This is a genomic window from Rahnella sp. P4_A8 (genome assembly GCF_056402435.1).
In genome coordinates, this window is record NZ_JBFUHK010000037.1 from 1 (window position 1) to 18,366 (window position 18,366).

The 18,366-nt window shown below is 53.4% G+C and carries 12 protein-coding genes and 1 pseudogene; 6 read left to right on the top strand and 7 right to left on the bottom strand.

The annotated features are described in order from the left end of the window. Positions 1-289, top strand: a pseudogene (locus AC1DUO_RS16835) (IS4 family transposase); the annotation flags it as partial. A gap of 62 nt (positions 290-351) precedes the next feature. On the opposite strand, the gene AC1DUO_RS16840 reads toward AC1DUO_RS16835, so the two are convergent. From AC1DUO_RS16840 to ebgR, 4 genes are all read right to left on the bottom strand, one after another. Continuing rightward, on the bottom strand, positions 352-1,851 hold the full coding sequence (locus tag AC1DUO_RS16840) for an amino acid permease (RefSeq protein WP_112197941.1): 1,500 nt from the start codon (positions 1,849-1,851) through the stop codon (positions 352-354). Between the two features lie 51 nt (positions 1,852-1,902). Then, entirely contained in the window at positions 1,903-2,355 is a 453-nt protein-coding gene (locus AC1DUO_RS16845) for a beta-galactosidase subunit beta (RefSeq protein WP_119261081.1), read from the bottom strand. Then, positions 2,355-5,411 carry a beta-galactosidase subunit alpha gene (gene ebgA / locus AC1DUO_RS16850; protein WP_477988076.1) on the bottom strand — a complete coding sequence of 1,019 codons (3,057 nt, stop codon included), beginning with the start codon at positions 5,409-5,411 and terminating at the stop codon, positions 2,355-2,357. The genes AC1DUO_RS16845 and ebgA overlap by 1 nt, the downstream gene beginning before the upstream one ends. 134 nt (positions 5,412-5,545) lie before the next feature. Beyond that, positions 5,546-6,526, bottom strand: coding sequence for a transcriptional regulator EbgR (ebgR, locus tag AC1DUO_RS16855; RefSeq protein ID WP_037033902.1), 981 nt, complete (start codon positions 6,524-6,526; stop codon positions 5,546-5,548). Between the two features lie 210 nt (positions 6,527-6,736). Between ebgR and ygjJ the strand changes: the two genes are divergently transcribed. After that, entirely contained in the window at positions 6,737-7,819 is a 1,083-nt protein-coding gene (ygjJ, locus tag AC1DUO_RS16860; RefSeq protein ID WP_014411472.1) for a protein YgjJ, read from the top strand. After that, a complete protein-coding gene (ygjK, locus tag AC1DUO_RS16865) occupies positions 7,819-10,200 on the top strand; it encodes an alpha-glucosidase (RefSeq protein ID WP_126124047.1) in 2,382 nt (793 codons plus the stop codon). The genes ygjJ and ygjK overlap by 1 nt, the downstream gene beginning before the upstream one ends. Before the next feature lie 531 nt (positions 10,201-10,731). On the opposite strand, the gene cytX is transcribed toward ygjK, so the two are convergent. Together cytX and AC1DUO_RS16875 are read right to left on the bottom strand one after the other, a co-directional pair. Next, entirely contained in the window at positions 10,732-11,985 is a 1,254-nt protein-coding gene (cytX, locus tag AC1DUO_RS16870) for a putative hydroxymethylpyrimidine transporter CytX (RefSeq protein ID WP_013573488.1), read from the bottom strand. A 156-nt stretch (positions 11,986-12,141) separates the two neighbouring features. Beyond that, on the bottom strand, positions 12,142-12,798 hold the full coding sequence (locus tag AC1DUO_RS16875; protein WP_013573489.1) for a Qnr family pentapeptide repeat protein: 657 nt from the start codon (positions 12,796-12,798) through the stop codon (positions 12,142-12,144). Between the two features lie 187 nt (positions 12,799-12,985). Between AC1DUO_RS16875 and dcp the strand changes: the two genes are divergently transcribed. The 3 genes from dcp to AC1DUO_RS16890 all read left to right on the top strand — a co-directional run bounded on the left by dcp (position 12,986) and on the right by AC1DUO_RS16890 (position 17,102). After that, complete coding sequence (gene dcp / locus AC1DUO_RS16880; protein ID WP_119261084.1) at positions 12,986-15,139, top strand: peptidyl-dipeptidase Dcp; 2,154 nt, start codon at positions 12,986-12,988, stop codon at positions 15,137-15,139. Between the two features lie 137 nt (positions 15,140-15,276). Further along, positions 15,277-16,335 (top strand): bifunctional transcriptional activator/DNA repair enzyme AdaA, encoded by a 1,059-nt coding sequence (locus tag AC1DUO_RS16885; RefSeq protein ID WP_119261085.1) that lies wholly within the window; start codon positions 15,277-15,279, stop codon positions 16,333-16,335. A gap of 14 nt (positions 16,336-16,349) precedes the next feature. Continuing rightward, positions 16,350-17,102 carry an isocitrate lyase/PEP mutase family protein gene (locus AC1DUO_RS16890; protein ID WP_119261086.1) on the top strand — a complete coding sequence of 251 codons (753 nt, stop codon included), beginning with the start codon at positions 16,350-16,352 and terminating at the stop codon, positions 17,100-17,102. Here the strand turns inward: AC1DUO_RS16890 and AC1DUO_RS16895 are convergent. After that, complete coding sequence (locus AC1DUO_RS16895) at positions 17,074-18,288, bottom strand: MFS transporter (RefSeq protein WP_013573493.1); 1,215 nt, start codon at positions 18,286-18,288, stop codon at positions 17,074-17,076. The genes AC1DUO_RS16890 and AC1DUO_RS16895 overlap by 29 nt on opposite strands. Positions 18,289-18,366: the final 78 nt, after the last annotated feature.

Consider the following 18,366-nt stretch of genomic DNA (forward strand, 5'->3'; position numbering starts at 1 on the left):
GCTGAGTTATAACCTTATTCGTTACCAGATGATCAAGATGGCGTTCAGCCTGAAGGGAGATTATCTGCCTTATCAGCTGAGTTTTAGCGGTGCAGTGTCGGAGATATTACGGTTGTTAATCGGGCTGCCGTGGGCATCAGCGGGAGCCATCCCGGGTCATCTGAAGCATTTTTACAGCAACGCAGCGATGCTAAAGCTGCCCTCGAGGCGTGAGCGTGAATATGCGAGGGAAGTGAGAGAAAAAAGGTCGAAATATCCCTTAAAAAACAATGCCGGTCACCTTAAGTGACCGGCATTAGCCTCTTCAGGCGGTTTTTTTATGTCCTTATTTTCGCTTTGCAGGGCGCAGTCTTACGCCCCGGAAAGTGACTTTGCCATATTCTCTTTCTTCACCCGCGCTGTTTCATTCTGCGATTCCAGCACAATTCTCGCCAGCGGCGTGTCTTCGTGATAACGGGTTTTATCGTCCAGTTCTTTGGAATATTTATTGTATTTCCACCAGGCATAGCCGAGGAACAACACCAGTCCGCCGACGTTATAGAACACAATGGTGATAATACTGGCACCGGTCGGGAAGGTTGAGGCGATGAACCCGACGGTGAAAATCACAATCAGTGTACCGACGATAGTGATCCCCTGCATTCTGGAACCCATCTTAAAATCGCGCTCGACGCTGTCGTATTTCAGACGCAGATTCAGGTACGCCAGCATAATAAACAGCGGCGGCAGCATCGACGCGGCAGCGGTCATGTTAATCAGCGTATTCATTAAATCTTGCACGCTGTCTGAGCCTAATGTCGGAATTAACATCAGCGGGATAACGATAAGGAACTGGATCCACGCCGCGCGGGTCGGAACACCGTGTTTATTCAGACGAATAGTTTTCTCGCCAAAAATCCCCTTAGGAATCTCAGTAAAGAAGATTTTTACCGGCGCTGCCGTCCACATTAGTAATGAGCCAAACATGGCGGTGAAGGAAACCACGCCGACAAAGCGGTTCATCAGCACCGCCGGTAATCCAAAGTGTGCGGATAACCCTTCAAATACCTGCACCGTGCCGCCGGTAAAATGCAGCGCGGATTTGGCCACAAACACGTTAATCAGCAGCGAGGCGATGGAATACAGCACGCCGATCACCAGCCCGGAAATAATGATGACTTTCACGAAAGCACGGCTGCCGCCTTTGACGTCATTCACGTATACCGCGACCGATTCTGCGCCGCCTGCTGCCTGGAATATCCACGCAATAATGCCTAAGAATGCCCAGTTAAAATGCGGCGTCATCGCCTGAACATTAATCGGATCCGCCGGTTCTGCGCCGCCCATCAGCGCAGCACCCGCCAGCACGATATAAGAGAACGTCAGCAGCAGCATTAATGTCGAGGTGACGGAGGTCATCGGCCCGAGTAGTTTCGCACCGCTGTTGGAAATCATCGTGGAAAAGGCAAACAGACAGATGCTGATAATCGCGGTCGTGAAGGGCGTGAAAATATAATCGTGCCCTAAAAAGGCGTAAGACGCATAAGCGATAACGCGGGGAAGCAGCGCCGTGAAGAAAAACAAATTCACGAACCAGTAAGTATAGGCGGTCATAAACGCCCAGCGGCCGCCGAGGGCACTTTTCACCCAGGCATACACACCGGCTTCCGAACTCTTATTCAATGAGACAAATTCGGCGATGATCAGACAAAACGGAATAAAGTAGATGATGGTCGCCACCAGAAATACCGGTGCCGAGGCGATGCCTAACTGGATGTTATTGTTGATGACGTTATTGAAGCTAAAAACGGCGGCAAATGTCATGGATAACAATCCAAATTTGCCTATGGTATTTCGACTGGACCCGGCCATAAATACTCTCCAACTGCGATGTTTATAGGGTAAGTGGTTCTTGTTTTTTTATTATTTATTAACGAAATAACTCTCTTCGACGGTCACTTTTAAAATGACTTTTCTGACGTCTTTTTCCGGTCTGAACCGGTACGCTTCGTGGTTATCAAAAATGATCACGCGGCCTTTAGGTACCTTTATCGTTTCACCCTGACCGGTAAAAAATTCGCGATCCGTTTCATCGTCATAAGGCGACACGCGGTGCAGGGCAGATTTCGCAGAAAACTCGATTTCCTCCGTGCCTTCAAGGTAGTAATGCACATCGAAATAACGGCGGTGACCCTCGAATTCCGCCCGCTGTTTTTCGCTGCCGCTGGCGAGCCGGTAAACCAGCGAATCGCCGACGGAATGGAAAACACCGGGACGAATATTGTCCAGGTTATTAATGGCTTCCATGCAGCGCTGCCATTTTTTTCCGCTACGGTAGAGCCGCTGAAATTCGGTTAAACAGTCGAGAATAATCATCAGTTTTCCTCCCGGGGATGAAAGGTGAATTCCGCGAGCTGCTGGCTGTTGGTGCCATGCTGGCTGAACGGCACCATCGTGAAGCCGTAGCGGAATGCCGAGAAATAGACGCGATAAGAATCGAGCACTTCGGAACCCCAGGAATTGGAGCCCAGACCGGAAATTTTGTGATCGAGATTGAGGGTCAGGCAGCCGTCCGGCGTCAGTTCATCAATATGCTGCGCCTGTTGCAGCATCTGCGCACTGTATGGCCACAGGCTGAAATTGAGCGGCTGGCGTGGCTGAATGAAAATCCCTTTTCCAGCGTCATCGCACAGACTCAGCCAGCGCATATCCTGCCGGTTACCGTTGTCCTGCGGCATCGGGTAATTTTCAAATAAACGGCTCACCGGCTGCTGATAATGGCCGATGAGATTGGCCTGACAGCTGTCCTGATAGTTTTCATCCGGCCCGCGCCCGTAATATTCCACCTGCGTGAAACGACGGCTGACGCCAAAATCGAGGCCGATCTTCGGGATAATTGAATCGAAATTACCGTAAGGCGTGCCGGATAAATCGAGGGTGACGACGCCCTGAGGCGATATCTGCCAGCGATAAGTGCAGCGCATACCGAAATCGAAAACAGGCGGCGCAATGATGCTTTGCACTTCAATGACGACGTCGTCCTCCTGGCGCGCCCAGTGCATCTGCCGGAAATGCTGTTGCATGATATGCAGATGATGGGGCTGCCAGAGGCCTTCGAACTCCTGTTTATGGTTGTCGATGACCGGCTTAAAGAAATTGAGTTTCGGCGCACGGCCTGTGATCTCTTCGTCATCCACTTGCCAGCTTTGCAGTTCGCCGTCCAGACGGGAAAATGCCAGCCGGAAGCCCTCGCCGCTGACGATAAGCTGATGTTTTTGCTCATCACATAACAGCGTTGCGGACTTTTTCGGCGCAGGTTTCATGGCTGACGGGCGGGCTGCCTGCAACAGCATCTGATACTGTCCGAGCGGATGTTGCGCCTCGCTGTACACCGTCGGGCTGTTTTTGCGGATGCCAACATTCAGGAAAACTTCCTGACCGCTGGCGGGAAATTCTGGCAGCGCCAGCGTTTCGCCTTCGCCGGGTTGCAGGTGTGGCAGGGAAATTTCTCGGGTTTCGAGGCCGCGTCCGGCGACCTGAACGGTCAGCGACAGCGTGATGTCTTCCAGTGAGCTGAACCAGTAACGATTTTTGATGTGCAGCGCGCCGCCGCGGAGACTGACGCCGACCGGGCACAGCACCTGTTTATATTCGCGCAGGCCGGGGCCGGGCGTCTGGTCGGGGTAAATCAGCCCGTCCATGCAGAAGTTGTAGTTGTTTGGATAATCGCCGTAATCGCCGCCGTAGGTATAACGCATCTGGCCGTTTTCACCGGTTTCCAGCAATCCGTGATCGCACCATTCCCAGATGTAATGCCCCTGAAGGCTGTCATGGCGATTCAGAACGGCCTGATATTCGGCTAATCCGCCGGGACCGTTGCCCATTGCATGCGCGTATTCGCAGATGATGTGCGGTTTGGCGTGCGGGTATTCGCCGAACGCATTCATCATCTGTACGCGGGAATACATGGTGCTGATGACGTCGGTCACTTCGGCGTCGCGATCTTCTTCGTAGTGAACAAGACGCGTCGGATCGAGGGCTTTACAGTGTTTCGCCATGGCGCGGATATTGCAGCCATAACCGGATTCGTTGCCAAGCGACCACATAATGATCGACGGGTGGTTTTTTTGCGCCATGACGTGACGCCCGATACGCTCCACATAGGCGTGTTCCCAGTGCGGATCGTCGGAGATGCGGCTCAGATCGCCGACGTTCGCGAAACCGTGACTTTCCAGATCCGTTTCGGCCATCACGAATAATCCGTAGATATCGCACAACTCGTAAAAGCGAGGATCATTCGGGTAATGCGCGGTGCGCACCGCGTTAATATTGTGCTGTTTCATCAGGATGATATCGCGTTCCACCCGCGCCATATCAACCGCGCGCCCTTTGCGGTGATCGTGGTCGTGGCGGTTTACGCCGTGCAGCTTGAGATAACGTCCGTTGACGTAAAACAGCCCGTCGCGCACGCCGATGTCACGAAAGCCAACGCGCTGAGGTACCACCGAAATCATCTGTCCCGTGTCGTCATACAGCGTCAGCAACAGCTGATATAACTCAGGATGTTCCGCGTTCCACTGGCGCGGATGACTGACCGGAATGTCCAGGCGACAGCGCGTTTCATCGCCGATATTCAGGTTATCTGCTGATAACTGTGCCACGCAGACGCCATCGTCGAATAACTGCGCGTGCAGACGATAACCGCTGACGGGTTGGAGTAAATTACGCAGCACGGCATCAATATTGAGCACGGCGTCGCAGTAGTTTTCATCGAATGTGGTGACTACGGTGAAATCGTTAAGATGAACCGGATCCTGACCGATGAGATACACATCGCGGAAAATTCCCGCCATCCACCACATATCCTGATCTTCGATATATGTTGAATCCGCCCACTGTAAAACACGCACCGACAGCAGGTTTTCACCCGGTTTCACGCTGGCGCTGATATCGAACTCTGCGCACAGGCGGCTGCCTTTGCTGAATCCGACGTAGTGCCCGTTCACATACACCTCGAAATAGGTTTCCACGCCGTCAAATTTGATCAGCGTTTGTTTGCCTGTCCAGGCTGCATCGAGGGTAAAACGCTGCTGATACGCGCCGGTCGGGTTATTAGTGGGAACGTAAGGAACGTCGATCGGGAAGGGGAAACCTTCATCGGTATATTGCAGCTGGCCGTGGCCTTCCATCTGCCACATGCCGGGGACGGTGATGTGACCCCATGCAGTCATCGGCTGATTGTAGAATTCATCCGGGACTAACGCCGGGTGCTCGAAAAAGCGGAACTGCCAGCGGCCGCTGAGCAACTGAAAGCCGTGACTGGCTGCGCGATCGAAACGCAGCGCCGCCTGTGGATTTTCATAGCTGAAAAAGGAGGCGCGTGGCGGTAAACGGTTCTCCGACTGCTTCTCGATATTTTCCCAATTATTCACGTGATCTCTCCTGAGACGTGTTTCTATGGGAGAGAAGATAGTAAATATTTAGTAAAAATAACTAAAAAGTTTTACTGGTTGTCAGGGCGATCACAAAAAATAAAAAATCGGTTTGAGGATCATGCAGTTAAATTTTACCGGCGGGTAGTGTCCCGGAGTTGCAGCGATCCTGGCACAAATACCGACAGCGGCACGGTGCGTTCATCGCGCAGACGCTCGGTCAGCAGGTTGACCGCCTGTGCGCCCATGGTTTCGGAATGGATGCGAACGGTCGATAAAGAAGGGAACACAAAGCGGGCTGTCGGAATGTCATTAACGCTGATCAGCGCGATTTGCTCGGGGATTTTAACGCCGTGTTCCAGTAGCGCACGGGTCACGCCCAGCGCAATGGTATCGGTGGCAATCAGCAACGCCGGGGGATAAGGCGCATTTTGCTGCAACATTTTCCTGGCGCACTGATAGCCGGACTGGCTGGTGAAATTGCCGTACCAGATATCGTCCGGCTGGACGACGTTTTTCAGACGGCCATATTCCACAAAGGCCTGCTCGCGCTGATCCGGGAATTCAGGGTGATCGCGGCCGCCGATAAAGCCGATGCGCGAATAGCCCTGACCGATAAAGAAGTCGATGACCTTCTGGCTGATCTTAAATAAATCCACATTAACGCAGTCAGATTGCGGGTCTTCCATTACGCCATCAATGAAAACGACCGGCGTGGATTGTTGCGCGAGCTGCGTATGCAGTGCGGCCTGAGGTTGTCCGATAACCAGAAAACCGTCCGCCGGAGGCAGCGCTTTTTCGCCGGTAAAGTCATAGCCGGAAATCAGGGTGATACCCAGTTTTTCGCATTGTGTTTCAATGCCATAGCGCATGGAAAGATAATAAGGATCGTCTATTTCCAGCCCCTGCCGGTAAGTAAACAATGCGGCAAACGTCATGCGTTGCGTGGCATTGCGGCGGGAAGGCGAGACTTTGTATTCCAGGCGTTCCGCCGTTTCTAAAATCTTCTGGCGGGTCTGCGCTTTTACGCTCAGGCTCGGATCGTCATTGAGCACACGTGAAACCGTCGCAACGGATACGTTCGCGGCCTCAGCGATTTCCTTCAAAGTAGCCATCAGCGTCTCATCATCAGGTAAACCAAAGCCGTAGCTTAATGTGATCAGTGCCTTATGTACACCGCTCACCGGCCTTCCGGCCCGCAAAATCTCACTGTGACAGAGTTAACGCTTTACCTAATTTTAAGTATATTTTAGTAAAATATTTACTAGTATGCGTTTTACTTCTGCTTTCCTGTTCATAATAACCAAACAAAGAAGCGCATACCGATGAAGAACACATCATTAAATAAAATATTAGTACTTTTATTATTTTCCTTATCAATGAATTTGCGGGCGCAGGAACCGGTTGTCCCCGCCGAACATAATGAATCAGCACCACCGGAAATAACGCCGGTCAGCCGCGACGCCACTGCTTATCGCTTTTATGGCGAAATGGGCGGCGGCGGCAGCGTGTATTTAAATGGCAAAGATCAGCACAAATACAGCGACGGAACCTATATCGAAGGTGGTCTGGAAATAAAACACGGTAACTGGTTCGGGCTTATTTACGGCGAAGGCTGGACGGTACAGGCCGATCATCACGGAAACGCCTGGGTGCCTGATCACCGCTGGGGCGGATTCGAAGGCGGCTTAAACCGTTTTTACGGTGGTTATCGTACTGATCGGGGCACCGAATTTATCCTCAGTATGCGCAACGATTCCTCGCTGGATGACCTGCAATGGTGGGGCGATTTCACGCCGGAATACGGCTACGTGATCCCTAATACCCGCGATTTAACGCAGGCAGTGAAGGTGCAAAACCTGACCGGCAAGTTTCGTTACAGCCTGACCGCCGCACCGCAAAGCCGTGTTAATGAAAGTACTGCATTGCTCCATTTCGGAAAATACGACCGTTATTCAGATAAATACACCTATCAGGCGATGGTCAACGGCTACACGCAATATGATCTGATGGAAGGGCTGACGCTGCTCAACGGTCTGGAACTGACCGATGGCACCGGGCAGCTATTCCTCGCGGGTTTGCAGGGTAAAAATCTGGCAGGGCGCGTCTGGCATCACACCGGCAAAGGCGACAGCAGCCATTCCGGCCACGAATCAGGAATGATGGTCAGCGCCATGGTTGAAGCGGTCACCGGACTGTATTTATCCACCGCGTACAGTTATGCCGAACATTCGCGGGATACTACTTTCGATACCACCACGTCTTACGCACAGGCCGGTATCTGGTACGAATATTACGGCGGCCGGTTCGCGACCGCATTAGACAGCAAATTCTATATGAGCAATGACAATACCGGCGCCAGCAACTCGGTATTTCTTATGCAATATTTCTACTGGGGAAAATCATAATGAAAAAAATTAATCCGCACCGGCCGCTCAGTTTAATTATCTGTGCTGCTTTATTTATTTCTGCACACACACAGGCAGAAAACGCCGAGACTTTGCGGGCTGATTCGTTTAAAAACGTTATTAACCGTACCGGCGCGCCGCAATATATGCTCGATTATGATTTCGACGAGCATCAGCGTTTTAATCCTTTATTTGATGAGGGTGCCTGGCACGGGCATTTACTGCCGTCTGGCCCGCAAGGTATGGGCGGATTCCCTGGACCGGCGCTGCTGACCGAAGAATATATCAACTTTATGGCCGATAACTTTGACCGGCTGACGGTGTATAAAGCCGGACAAAAAGTCGCGCTGAGCATGACCGCTTACAGCATTCCCGGGGCGCTTATCCAGACGCTGACCGCGCCCGGCATCCGCATCGACATGACCCTGCGTTTCGCGACGTCCCGCACTTCTTTGCTGGAAACTAAAATCACCACGGATTCCCCGCTGGAACTGGTCTGGGACGGCGAACTGCTGGAAAAGCTCCGCGCTCAGGAAGGAAAACCGCCATCGGATAAAACCATCGGGCAGGAATATCCGGGGTATACGCGCCAGATCCTGCCGGTTGCTGACGGCCTGCGTGTGATTTTCGGCAAAGTGCGCGAGGCCTCAAGCCTGATGACCTCCGGCGAGTCCGAATATCAGATCCACAAATCCCTGCCGATGCAGATGACGGTTACAGGCCATCAGTTTACCGGCAAAGCCAAAATCGCCGGTTCCACCACGTTTTACACCACTTATTCGCATCTGCTGACGGCCGCTGAGGTTCAGAAAGAGCAGCCGAAAATCCAGGATATTCTGGCGCATCCCCAGCCTTATCTGGATGCCTCGCAAAAACGCTGGGAAGGCTACCTGAATGCCGGTCTGACAAACCCGAAAGCAACCAAAGATCAGGAACGTGTGGCGGTGAAAGCCATCGAAACATTAACCGCTAACTGGCGCGGGGCGGCAGGTGCGATGAAGTTTGATTCGGTGACGCCATCGGTGACTGGCCGCTGGTTCTCCGGCAATCAGACCTGGCCGTGGGACACCTGGAAACAAGCGTATGCGATGGCGCATTTCAATCCCGAGGTGGCGAAAAACAATATCCGCGCCGTGTTTGCCTTTCAGATCCCGCCCGGTGATCCGGTTCGTCCGTGGGATGCCGGTTTTGTACCTGATCTGATTGCCTATAACCCGGGTCCGGAACGTGGCGGCGATGGCACCAACTGGAATGAGCGCAACACGAAACCGAGTCTGGCGGCGTGGTCGGTGATGGAAATCTACAAAACGACCGGTGATAAACAATGGCTGGCGGAGATGTACCCTAAACTGGTCGCTTATCACGACTGGTGGCTGCACAACCGTGACCACAACCATAACGGCGTGCCGGAATATGGCGCCACGCGCGATAAAGCGCATAACACCGCTGACGGCAAAATGTTGTTTACCGTCAGGGAAGGGCAGAAAGAACAGACCGAATCCGGGCTGAAAAACTACGACCGCGTGGTGAAATCCGGTCAGTACGACAGCATCGAAATCCCGGCGCAGGTGGCGGCTTCGTGGGAATCGGGGCGGGATGATGCGGCGGCCTTCGGTTTTATCGATGCCGATCAGCTGGCGAAATACATCAAAAATGGCGGTAAAAAACAGGACTGGCAGGTCAAATTCGCCGAAAACCGTTCGGATGACGGAACGTTGCTGGGGTATTCGCTGTTACAGGAATCCGTCGATGAAGCCAGCTATATGTACAGCGACAACAAATACATGGCCGAAATCGCCGACATTTTGGGCAAGAAAACAGCCGCCGCAGATTTTCGCGCGAAAGCCGTCAAACTGGCCGGATACATCAACACCTGCATGTTCGACAGCCGCAGCGGCTTCTTCTATGACATCCGCATTGAAGACAAACCGCTGGCCAACGGCTGCGCGGGCAAACCAATCGTCGAACGCGGCAAAGGCCCGGAAGGCTGGTCACCGTTGTTTAACGGTGCAGCGACGCAGGCGCATGCCGACGCCGTGGTGAAAGTGATGAAAGATGTGCGCGAATTTAACACCTATGTGCCGCTGGGCACCGCCGCACTGACCAATCCGGCGTTCGGTGCAGACATTTACTGGCGCGGCAGGGTCTGGGTCGATCAGTTATATTTCGGCCTGAAAGGCATGGAGCAATACGGTTACCGCGAAGATGCTGTGAAAATGGCACAGGCCTTCTTTGATCACGCCGATGGTCTGATTTCGGATGCACCTATCCGGGAAAACTACAATCCGCTCAACGGCCAGCAGCAGGGCGCACCAAACTTCTCATGGAGTGCGGCGCATCTTTACATGCTGTACAACGACTTTTTCGGCCAGGGGAAATGAGACGGTAAGGGCTGAATTTCAGGCACAAAAAAACCGCTTCAGAGAGCGGTTTTTTTGTTGGGTGATTCAGTTAGCGCTAAATCAACCCAGTTTCACGCTTTAATAATAAGCGGGATCAGGCAACCCAAACGCCACTAACTTACACCAGGGGTGGGAAGGCAGCAAGTTTAAATTCTATACACATATCCTTATTGTTTTTATGGTCTTGGTAGTAGCATCTGCGCGGGGCTAGTTTGCCCGTTTAGCGACGGGTCACCGGGCTTGAAATTAGCACTTGAGTACCGCGCGGACAGGCAACCCAAACACTGCTTGTCCTTCTCCAGTCGGTCCCGGTGCTTATTGGTGAAACGCGGTTGTAAAAGGCCGCATCAATGAATAAGTGTATTTATGCACTGATCGTTGTACTGGGTTCTTTGATGACAACTGCTGGTGATGGATGGAACGTTAATGTTTCTCATATCAACATCAATGTCAGCACGGGCCCGGGTTTGTAGCAGTAGAGAAACCGCCCTTCGGGGCGGTTTTTTTATCTCAGGCTTTACGCCCTAATCCCCAGCACACCAGCCCCGCCACCAGCAGCGACGGAATTGTCGCGCCGATATCCGGCAGCAGATTTGCCATCAGATGATAAACCACAATGCCGGTAATCCAGGCTGCGAGGGAACGTATATTCAGGTCTTTTTGTGTCTGCCTGCGCAGAACAAAATGATGCGTCAGCACCACACCAAACAGCGGCGCAAACACGGAGCCAATCAGCAGCAGGAAGTTTTCGTATTGCGTCAGCGGAACGGCCCATGCGATCAGCGTACACAGCAGGCCGATACCCAGCGTCAGTTTACCCACGCTGACCGGCAGGGAAGTCCCCGCCGACACCGCCGCTGAGTGAATATCCGCAAAGGCATTTTCATGCTCATCCACCAGAATCAGTAACAGCGGAATACCCAGTGCGATCCCGGAAAGCGCCAGCAGCAGCGCATTGGCATCGGTCGAGGTGCTGACAAACGCCAGCGTATACGCCACGCCGAGCGCCATCATCCACACGCTGCCGAGGAAATATCCGCAGGCCGTTCCCCAGAAGTTTTGCCGCGCAGATTTGCCGAAACGGGTGTAATCCGACACCAGTGGCAGCCACGAAAATGCCATCGACACCACAATATCGCAGGCCAGCGCGAACGGCATCGAACCGTCCCCGGCTTTATGCCACAGTGTGGATAAATCGGCGTGCAGGAACAGATAACCGGTCAGCCACGCACAGCTCGCCAGCAACAGCCAGATCCCCCAGCGGCGCAGTACCAGGCGGATAAACGCCAGCGGCCCGCTGGCCGCCAGCAAGGTGGCAACGACGCCGAAAATAAACGTCCAGAGGGTCGGATTCGCCCAAAAACTGCCGTCGCCCCAGGCGCGTTTTGCCAGCAGACTGGCCGCATCGCGCATCACCACAATTTCGAACGCGCCCCAGCCGATCAACTGGATCAGATTGAACAGCACCGGCAGTGCCACGCCGCGTTTGCCGAGGCTGAGCCTCAGCGACGCCATCGACGACATGCCCGTCTGCCCGCCGATCACCCCGACCAGTGCCAGCAGCGCAACGCCGACGGCAGACCCCAACACAATGGCTGCCAGCGAGCCCGCCAGCCCGAGGCCCGGAGCCAGAATGGCACCGGCCTGCAATACCATCAGACCCATACCGAGCGAGAACCACAGCGAGAATAAATCAGACCAGCCCAGCACCCGTGATTTTTCCGGCACAGACGCCTGAGGCGAATAAATACTATTATCTTTCATGAGGTTAATTTCGTGGCTAAAGCGAAGGTCTGTTATAGCATATTGCGGTGAGATTCTGATGAAGGGCGGAGGGGAAGCGCACTTTCCGGCGGGCAGCCTGGGGATTTCAGGCACAAAAAAGCCGCTTCAGAGAGCGGTTTTTTATATCGTATCCTCTCACTTCGAATGGATCACAATCATCCCCAATTTTTCCAGCAAATGACTCTGCTGCCAGTCGTCGATTTTCACGCCATCGAGATCGACTTTACGGATATTCAGCTCACCCAGATCGGAGTTCGTCAGGTCGCAATGGGTAATGTTGACGTTATTCCAGTCGAACTCGGTGAATTCGCCGCCGGAAAGGTCGGAGCCGCTGAAGTTTGCGCCCTGCACGTTCGCGCCGGTCCAGCGGTTTTCCCATAACTCGCATTTCTCCAGAATGACTTTGCTGAAGTTCGCGTAGCTGAAGTTATTTTTGGTCATGAAGGCGCTGCAAAACCAGGTGCGCGAGGTGATCATATTCATAAAACTCGCGCCGCTGAAATCTGCGCCAGTGGCTTTGCATTCACGGATTTCACAACCCAGTGCCTGAATGTTTTTGAAATCAGCCATCGTCAGATCACAGCGTTTAAAGCTGGCATCCTGCAATTTTGCATGCTGGAAAGAGCAGCCTTTTTGTTCCCCATCATCGTAAAACAGACAATCGACGAACGCCGTTTCTGACAGATCGGTGCTGTCAAAACGGCAGCGGTAAAAGCGGCAGTTCTCCAGTGTCTCGCCGGTAAACTGCTTCACGCTAAAACGCTGGTCACTGAACGTCTGGTCTTTGATCATCGGAACCTCTGTCATCTTTTATGCCCTGCTAAGGCCGGTATCCTGACAGAAAAGTTTTATCGAAAATATGGAATCCGCCTCGTAATAACACGATTTACCTACGTTTGCCTTTTGCCGGATCGCTGAGTGAGGTCTATTCTCAATGACTTAACGGAGCACTTCTCTCACTCAGATAAGGAAGACTGGAATGCGTTTGTCATCTCTCTTTTTGGCAACCAGCCTGGCTGTCAGCCAGTTTGCAGGGGCTGCGGAAACCGCACAGCCCGCCACTCAGGAGCACGTCATGAATCACGCTATTAATGCCGATAACCCATTTCTGAAACCCAGCACGCTGGAATACCAGGCGCCGCAATTTAATCTCTATAAAGACAGCGATTATGAACCGGCGATCCTCGAAGGCATCCGCCAGAAACTGGCTGAAGTCGATAAAATCGCCAGCGACAGCGCGCCGCCAACCTTTGAAAATACTTATGTGGCCCTGGAAAAATCCGGCGTCATGCTGCAACGCGTGCAAAACGTTTTTGGCGCGATGACCGGCGCGAATACCAACGATACGCTGCAAAAAATTGACGAAGATACCTCGCCAAAACTGGCGGCGATGGATGACAGCATTCATCTCAACAGCAAGCTGTTTGCGCGGCTGAAAGCGGTCTATGACCAGCGCAGCAGCCTGAAAATTTCCCCCGAATCACAGCGCCTGATTGAGGTGACTTTTAAGGATTTCGAGCTGTCAGGTGCCAATCTTTCGGATGCGGATAAAGACAAACTCAAAGCGCTGAATCAACAGGCGGCAACGCTCAGCACGCAGTTCACTAATAAATTGCTGGCCGCCACCAAAGCGGGCGGGCTGACGGTGAAAGATAAAGCGCAGCTTGCCGGGCTGAGTGACGCCGAATTATCGGCAGCCGCGCAGGCCGCCAAAGACCGCAAGCTGGATAATGCCTGGCTTCTGGTTTTGCAAAACACCACGCAGCAGCCGTTGTTACAGTCACTGGATGACCGCGACACGCGCCAGGCACTGTATGAGGCCTCAATCAATCGCGCTGAAAAAGGCGATGCCAACGACACCCGTGAGCTGATTGCGAAGCTGGCAAAGGTCCGCGCGCAGCAGGCTCAGGTGCTGGGTTTCCCGAGTTATGCCGCGTGGAAACTGGAAGATCAGATGGCGAAAACGCCGCAGGCTGCACTGGATTTCATGCACAAAATTGTGCCAGCCGCGACCGCCCGCGCGCAGCGTGAAGCGCAGGATATTCAGGCAGAAATCGATAAACAGAAGGGCGGCTTCAAAGTGACTGCCTGGGACTGGCAGCACTACGCCCAGCAGGTTCGCAAAGAGAAATATGATCTGGACGACGCGCAGATCAAACCCTATTTCGAGCTGAATAATGTGCTGGAAAACGGCGTGTTTTATGCCGCTAACTTGCTGTATGGCATCACCTTTAAAGAACGCAAAGACCTGCCGGTTTACAATCCTGATGTGCGGGTTTTTGAGGTGTTCGATAAAGACGGTAAATCGATGGCGCTGTTCTACGCCGATTATTATCAGCGCGATAATAAAGGCGGCGGCGCATGGATGAGCAACTACGTCGATCAGTCGAAATTGCTGGGTACGAAACCGGTGATTTACAACGTGGCGAATTTCCAGAAACCGGCGGCGGGGCAACCGGCGCTGCTGTCGTGGGACGACGTTATCACTATGTTCCACGAATTTGGTCACACGCTGCATGGCCTGTTTGCCGATCAGGAATATCCGGGTCTTTCCGGTACTGCGACGCCGCGTGATTTTGTCGAATTCCCGTCGCAGTTTAACGAGCACTGGGCGAGTGATACGAAAGTGTTTACTCACTTCGCCAAACATTATCAGACCGGTGAAGTGATGCCGCAGGCCTTGCAGGACAAAATCGAGAAGGCCAGTAAGTTCAACAAAGGCTATGACATGACCGAACTGCTGGCGGCTGCGTTACTGGATATGCACTGGCACAGCCTGAGCGCGGACGCACCGCAGCAGGATGTTGATAAGTTTGAAGCGGAGTCGCTGGCGAAAGATAAAGTGAATCTGGCGTATGTGCCGCCGCGCTACCGTTCCAGCTATTTCCAGCACATCTGGGGTAACGGCTATGCCGCCGGGTATTACGCCTATCTGTGGACCGAAATGCTGGCCGATGATGCCTTTGCCGGTATCACTGAGCAGGGTGGGCTGACGCGGGAGAACGGTCAGAAATTCCGTGATCAGATCCTCTCACGCGGTAACAGCGAAGATCTGGAAAAACTCTACGAAACCTGGCGTGGCAAGGCTCCGTCAATTGAGCCGATGCTGAAAAACCGCGGACTGGAGGAGTAAAAATAGCCGTGCCCGGTATCACGCCGGGCACGGACACTCTTGCTGTGAATATTTAAAATCAACGCCCGAAAAACGTCGCTTCTCCCGCTGAAATTCCCCTATGCTTTTCCCCATGTTTCCGGTCTGCGAGTGAAATCATGCTGTTCGATTTACCTGACGATGATGTGCTTTATGCTGCGCTGATTGCCCGTGATCCGGCCTATGACGGCTTTGCTTTTGTCGGCGTCAAAAGCACCGGTATTTTTTGCCGCCTGACCTGCCCGGCACGAAAACCGAAGCGCGAGAACTCGGTATTTTATCCGTCGATGGTCAGCGCGATGGAAGCCGGATTCCGGCCCTGTAAACGCTGCCGGCCGCTGATGCAGGGCGGAGAAAAAGACCCGCTGGTGCTGAAATTGCTGGCCGCGCTGGAAAACGAGCCAGGCAAAAAGTGGAGCGAGGGCGATGTGCAGGCGATGAACGTTGATCCTTCCACCGTCCGCCGCGCCTTTAAACGACAGTTTGGCATCACTTTTCTGGAAATGGCGCGCTTACGCAGAATCGGCAAGGGTGTCGATGCGCTGGCCGGAGGAGAGCCGGTAATTGATGCCCAACTGGATGCAAGTTTTGAATCCGGCAGCGGATTTCGAGCGGCGATCACCCGTCAAATCGGGCTGAACCCGAGCCAGGCCAGAAAGCATCAGTTTCTGAAGGCTGACTGGCTGGATACGCCGATCGGTTCCATGCTGGCGATCGCCAGCCACGACGCACTGTATCTGCTGGAGTTTATTGATCGTCCGGCATTACCTAATGAAATTGAGCGGCTGAAACAACTGACGTCCTCTGAAATTATTTTTGGACGAACGCCGCTGATTGATCAGCTCGAACTGGAACTGGCGGCGTATTTCGCGGGTGAAAAGCACACATTTATCACGCCACTGGCGGAATTCGGTTCATTGTTTACCCGTAAAGTCTGGGATGCGCTCAGGGCTATTCCGGCGGGTGAACTGCGCAGTTACTCCGCGCTGGCGGCGGATATCGGGCAGGCCACGGCTTCCCGCGCAGTCGCCCGTGCCAACGGGGCTAACCAGATTTCAATCCTGATCCCTTGTCATCGCGTCATTGGTGCTGATGGTTCGCTGACCGGTTACGGCGGCGGATTATGGCGCAAGCGGTGGCTGATTGAACACGAACGAAGAATGGCGTTGAGCCGCTAAACGAGGAGCAGGGTATGAATCAGCAAAGTCGGGCACTGGCATTTTCACAACTTCACCAGAAGCACAATCCGGTCATTTTATACAACATCTGGGATGCGGGCAGCGCGCTGGCGGTGGCGCAGTCGGGGGCAAAAGCCATCGCTACCGGAAGCTGGTCGTGTGCGGCGGCGCAGGGGTATCAGGATGGCGAAGCCATGCCTTTTTCCAGCCTGTTACGGACGGTGCAACGCATTGCCTCTGTGATCAGTCTGCCGCTCACGGTGGATTTCGAGACCGGTTATGGTGCGGATCGCCGCGACAACCTGAGCGCACTTTTGCAGGCGGGTGTCGTGGGTATTAATGTTGAGGATCAGCAAATCGGATTATCCGCGCTGAACGGCGTCCGTGAACAATGCGAGATTCTGAACTCGCTTCGTCAGGTGGCGGAAAATCAGGGAATGGCGTTATTTATCAATGCGCGCACCGATGTCTTTTTACAGGAACCCGACGCCACGCGGCATCCGGTGCTGATGGCGGAAGCTAAAAAGCGGCTGACTGCCTATAAGGATGCGGGAGCCAGCGGTTTTTTTGCCCCCGGTTTGAGTGACCTGACACTGATTGCCGAACTCTGTGAGGTATCAGCGCTGCCGGTGAACATTATGGCCAGCAATCTGACACCACCGCTGGCTGATCTCACTGCGGCGGGTGTCAGCCGGATAAGCTATGGCCCGCATCCTTATATCGGGCTGATGGAAACCCTTAAACAGCACGCGGCTGTGCTGTATTAGCCGCCAGACGGTGCCCCATCCAGAAGAACAGCAGACCGCCAACCGAGGCGGCAATCAGCGCGATAAACATCACCGGCGGGGCGGTGTAACTGAGCAGAAAACCACACATGACCGGGTTTATCGCGCCACCCAGATTGCTCAGGTTCTGCATGCCGTAATAGCTGCCCTTCATATTTTCCGGCGCGATAAAGTCGATAAACATGTATTCCACCGGGATAACAATCAGTTCGCCAAAGCTGAAAATCGCCATCGCGATCACCCAAAGCAACACCGATTGTCCGGCGGTCATAAAGCCGATCAGGCCGATGATGAAGAAAATCGTGCCGAGAAGCAGCCATTTCAGCAGGCTGTTTTGTTTCATCCGGCTGCTTAATACGTACTGGAAGGTGATAACAATCACGGCGTTGGTGATCATCACCGCGCCGATGATTTTGTACGCAAAAGCGGCGTTTGAGACCAGAATCAGGTACTGCGAGAGATAACCGGCGAATTGCCCGAACACCACCGAACCCAGCGTGCTGCCCAGCGTGAAGTAAATCAGACGACGGTCATGGGCCAGAATGCTCAGTGTCTGGCGAAGGTTCGGTTTTGGCAGGGGTTTCTGTTCCTGTTCTGTTTGCGGCGGTTTATGCGGGATATTGCGCAATCCCCAGGTCAGGGAAATCACGGTACCGAGCGCCAGTACGCCGGAAATCACGAACGGCAGCAGCGGGCTGAAACCCGCCAGCCACACGCCCAGCGACGAGCCCACCGCCCAGCCGACATTCACCAGCGTGTAATTCATCGAAAATGCCTTCACCCTTTTTTCTACCGGCAACCAGCTGGCGATACAGGCTTTGAGCGTGATGCTGAGCAGGGCGTAAGCGGCATTGAGCAGCGCCAGTACCAGCAGCACGCCGGTCACATTCGGCAGAAACGGCAACAGTAAAAAGCTCAGCCCGAACAGGCTGATGGAGACGGTAATCAGCGTCCGGTGATTGAATTTATCCACCAGATAGCCGCCGTAAAGACTACTGAGAATCCCGATTGCCAGGCTGGCACCGAGAATGATCCCGACGCTTTTGGGCAGCAGATGATAGTGCTCAGTCAGATAAATAGTGATAAACGGCAGTGTGACGCCACGTCCGATAGTGAGTACTAACGAACTGGCTAACAGCGCAAGAATTAATGGCGGCATTCCCTTCATGTTGAATGGCATTCCCTGATTAACAGCAACATTTTCGTTACATCATAAAGGAGTCTGCACAGTATTTTTCATTACAAA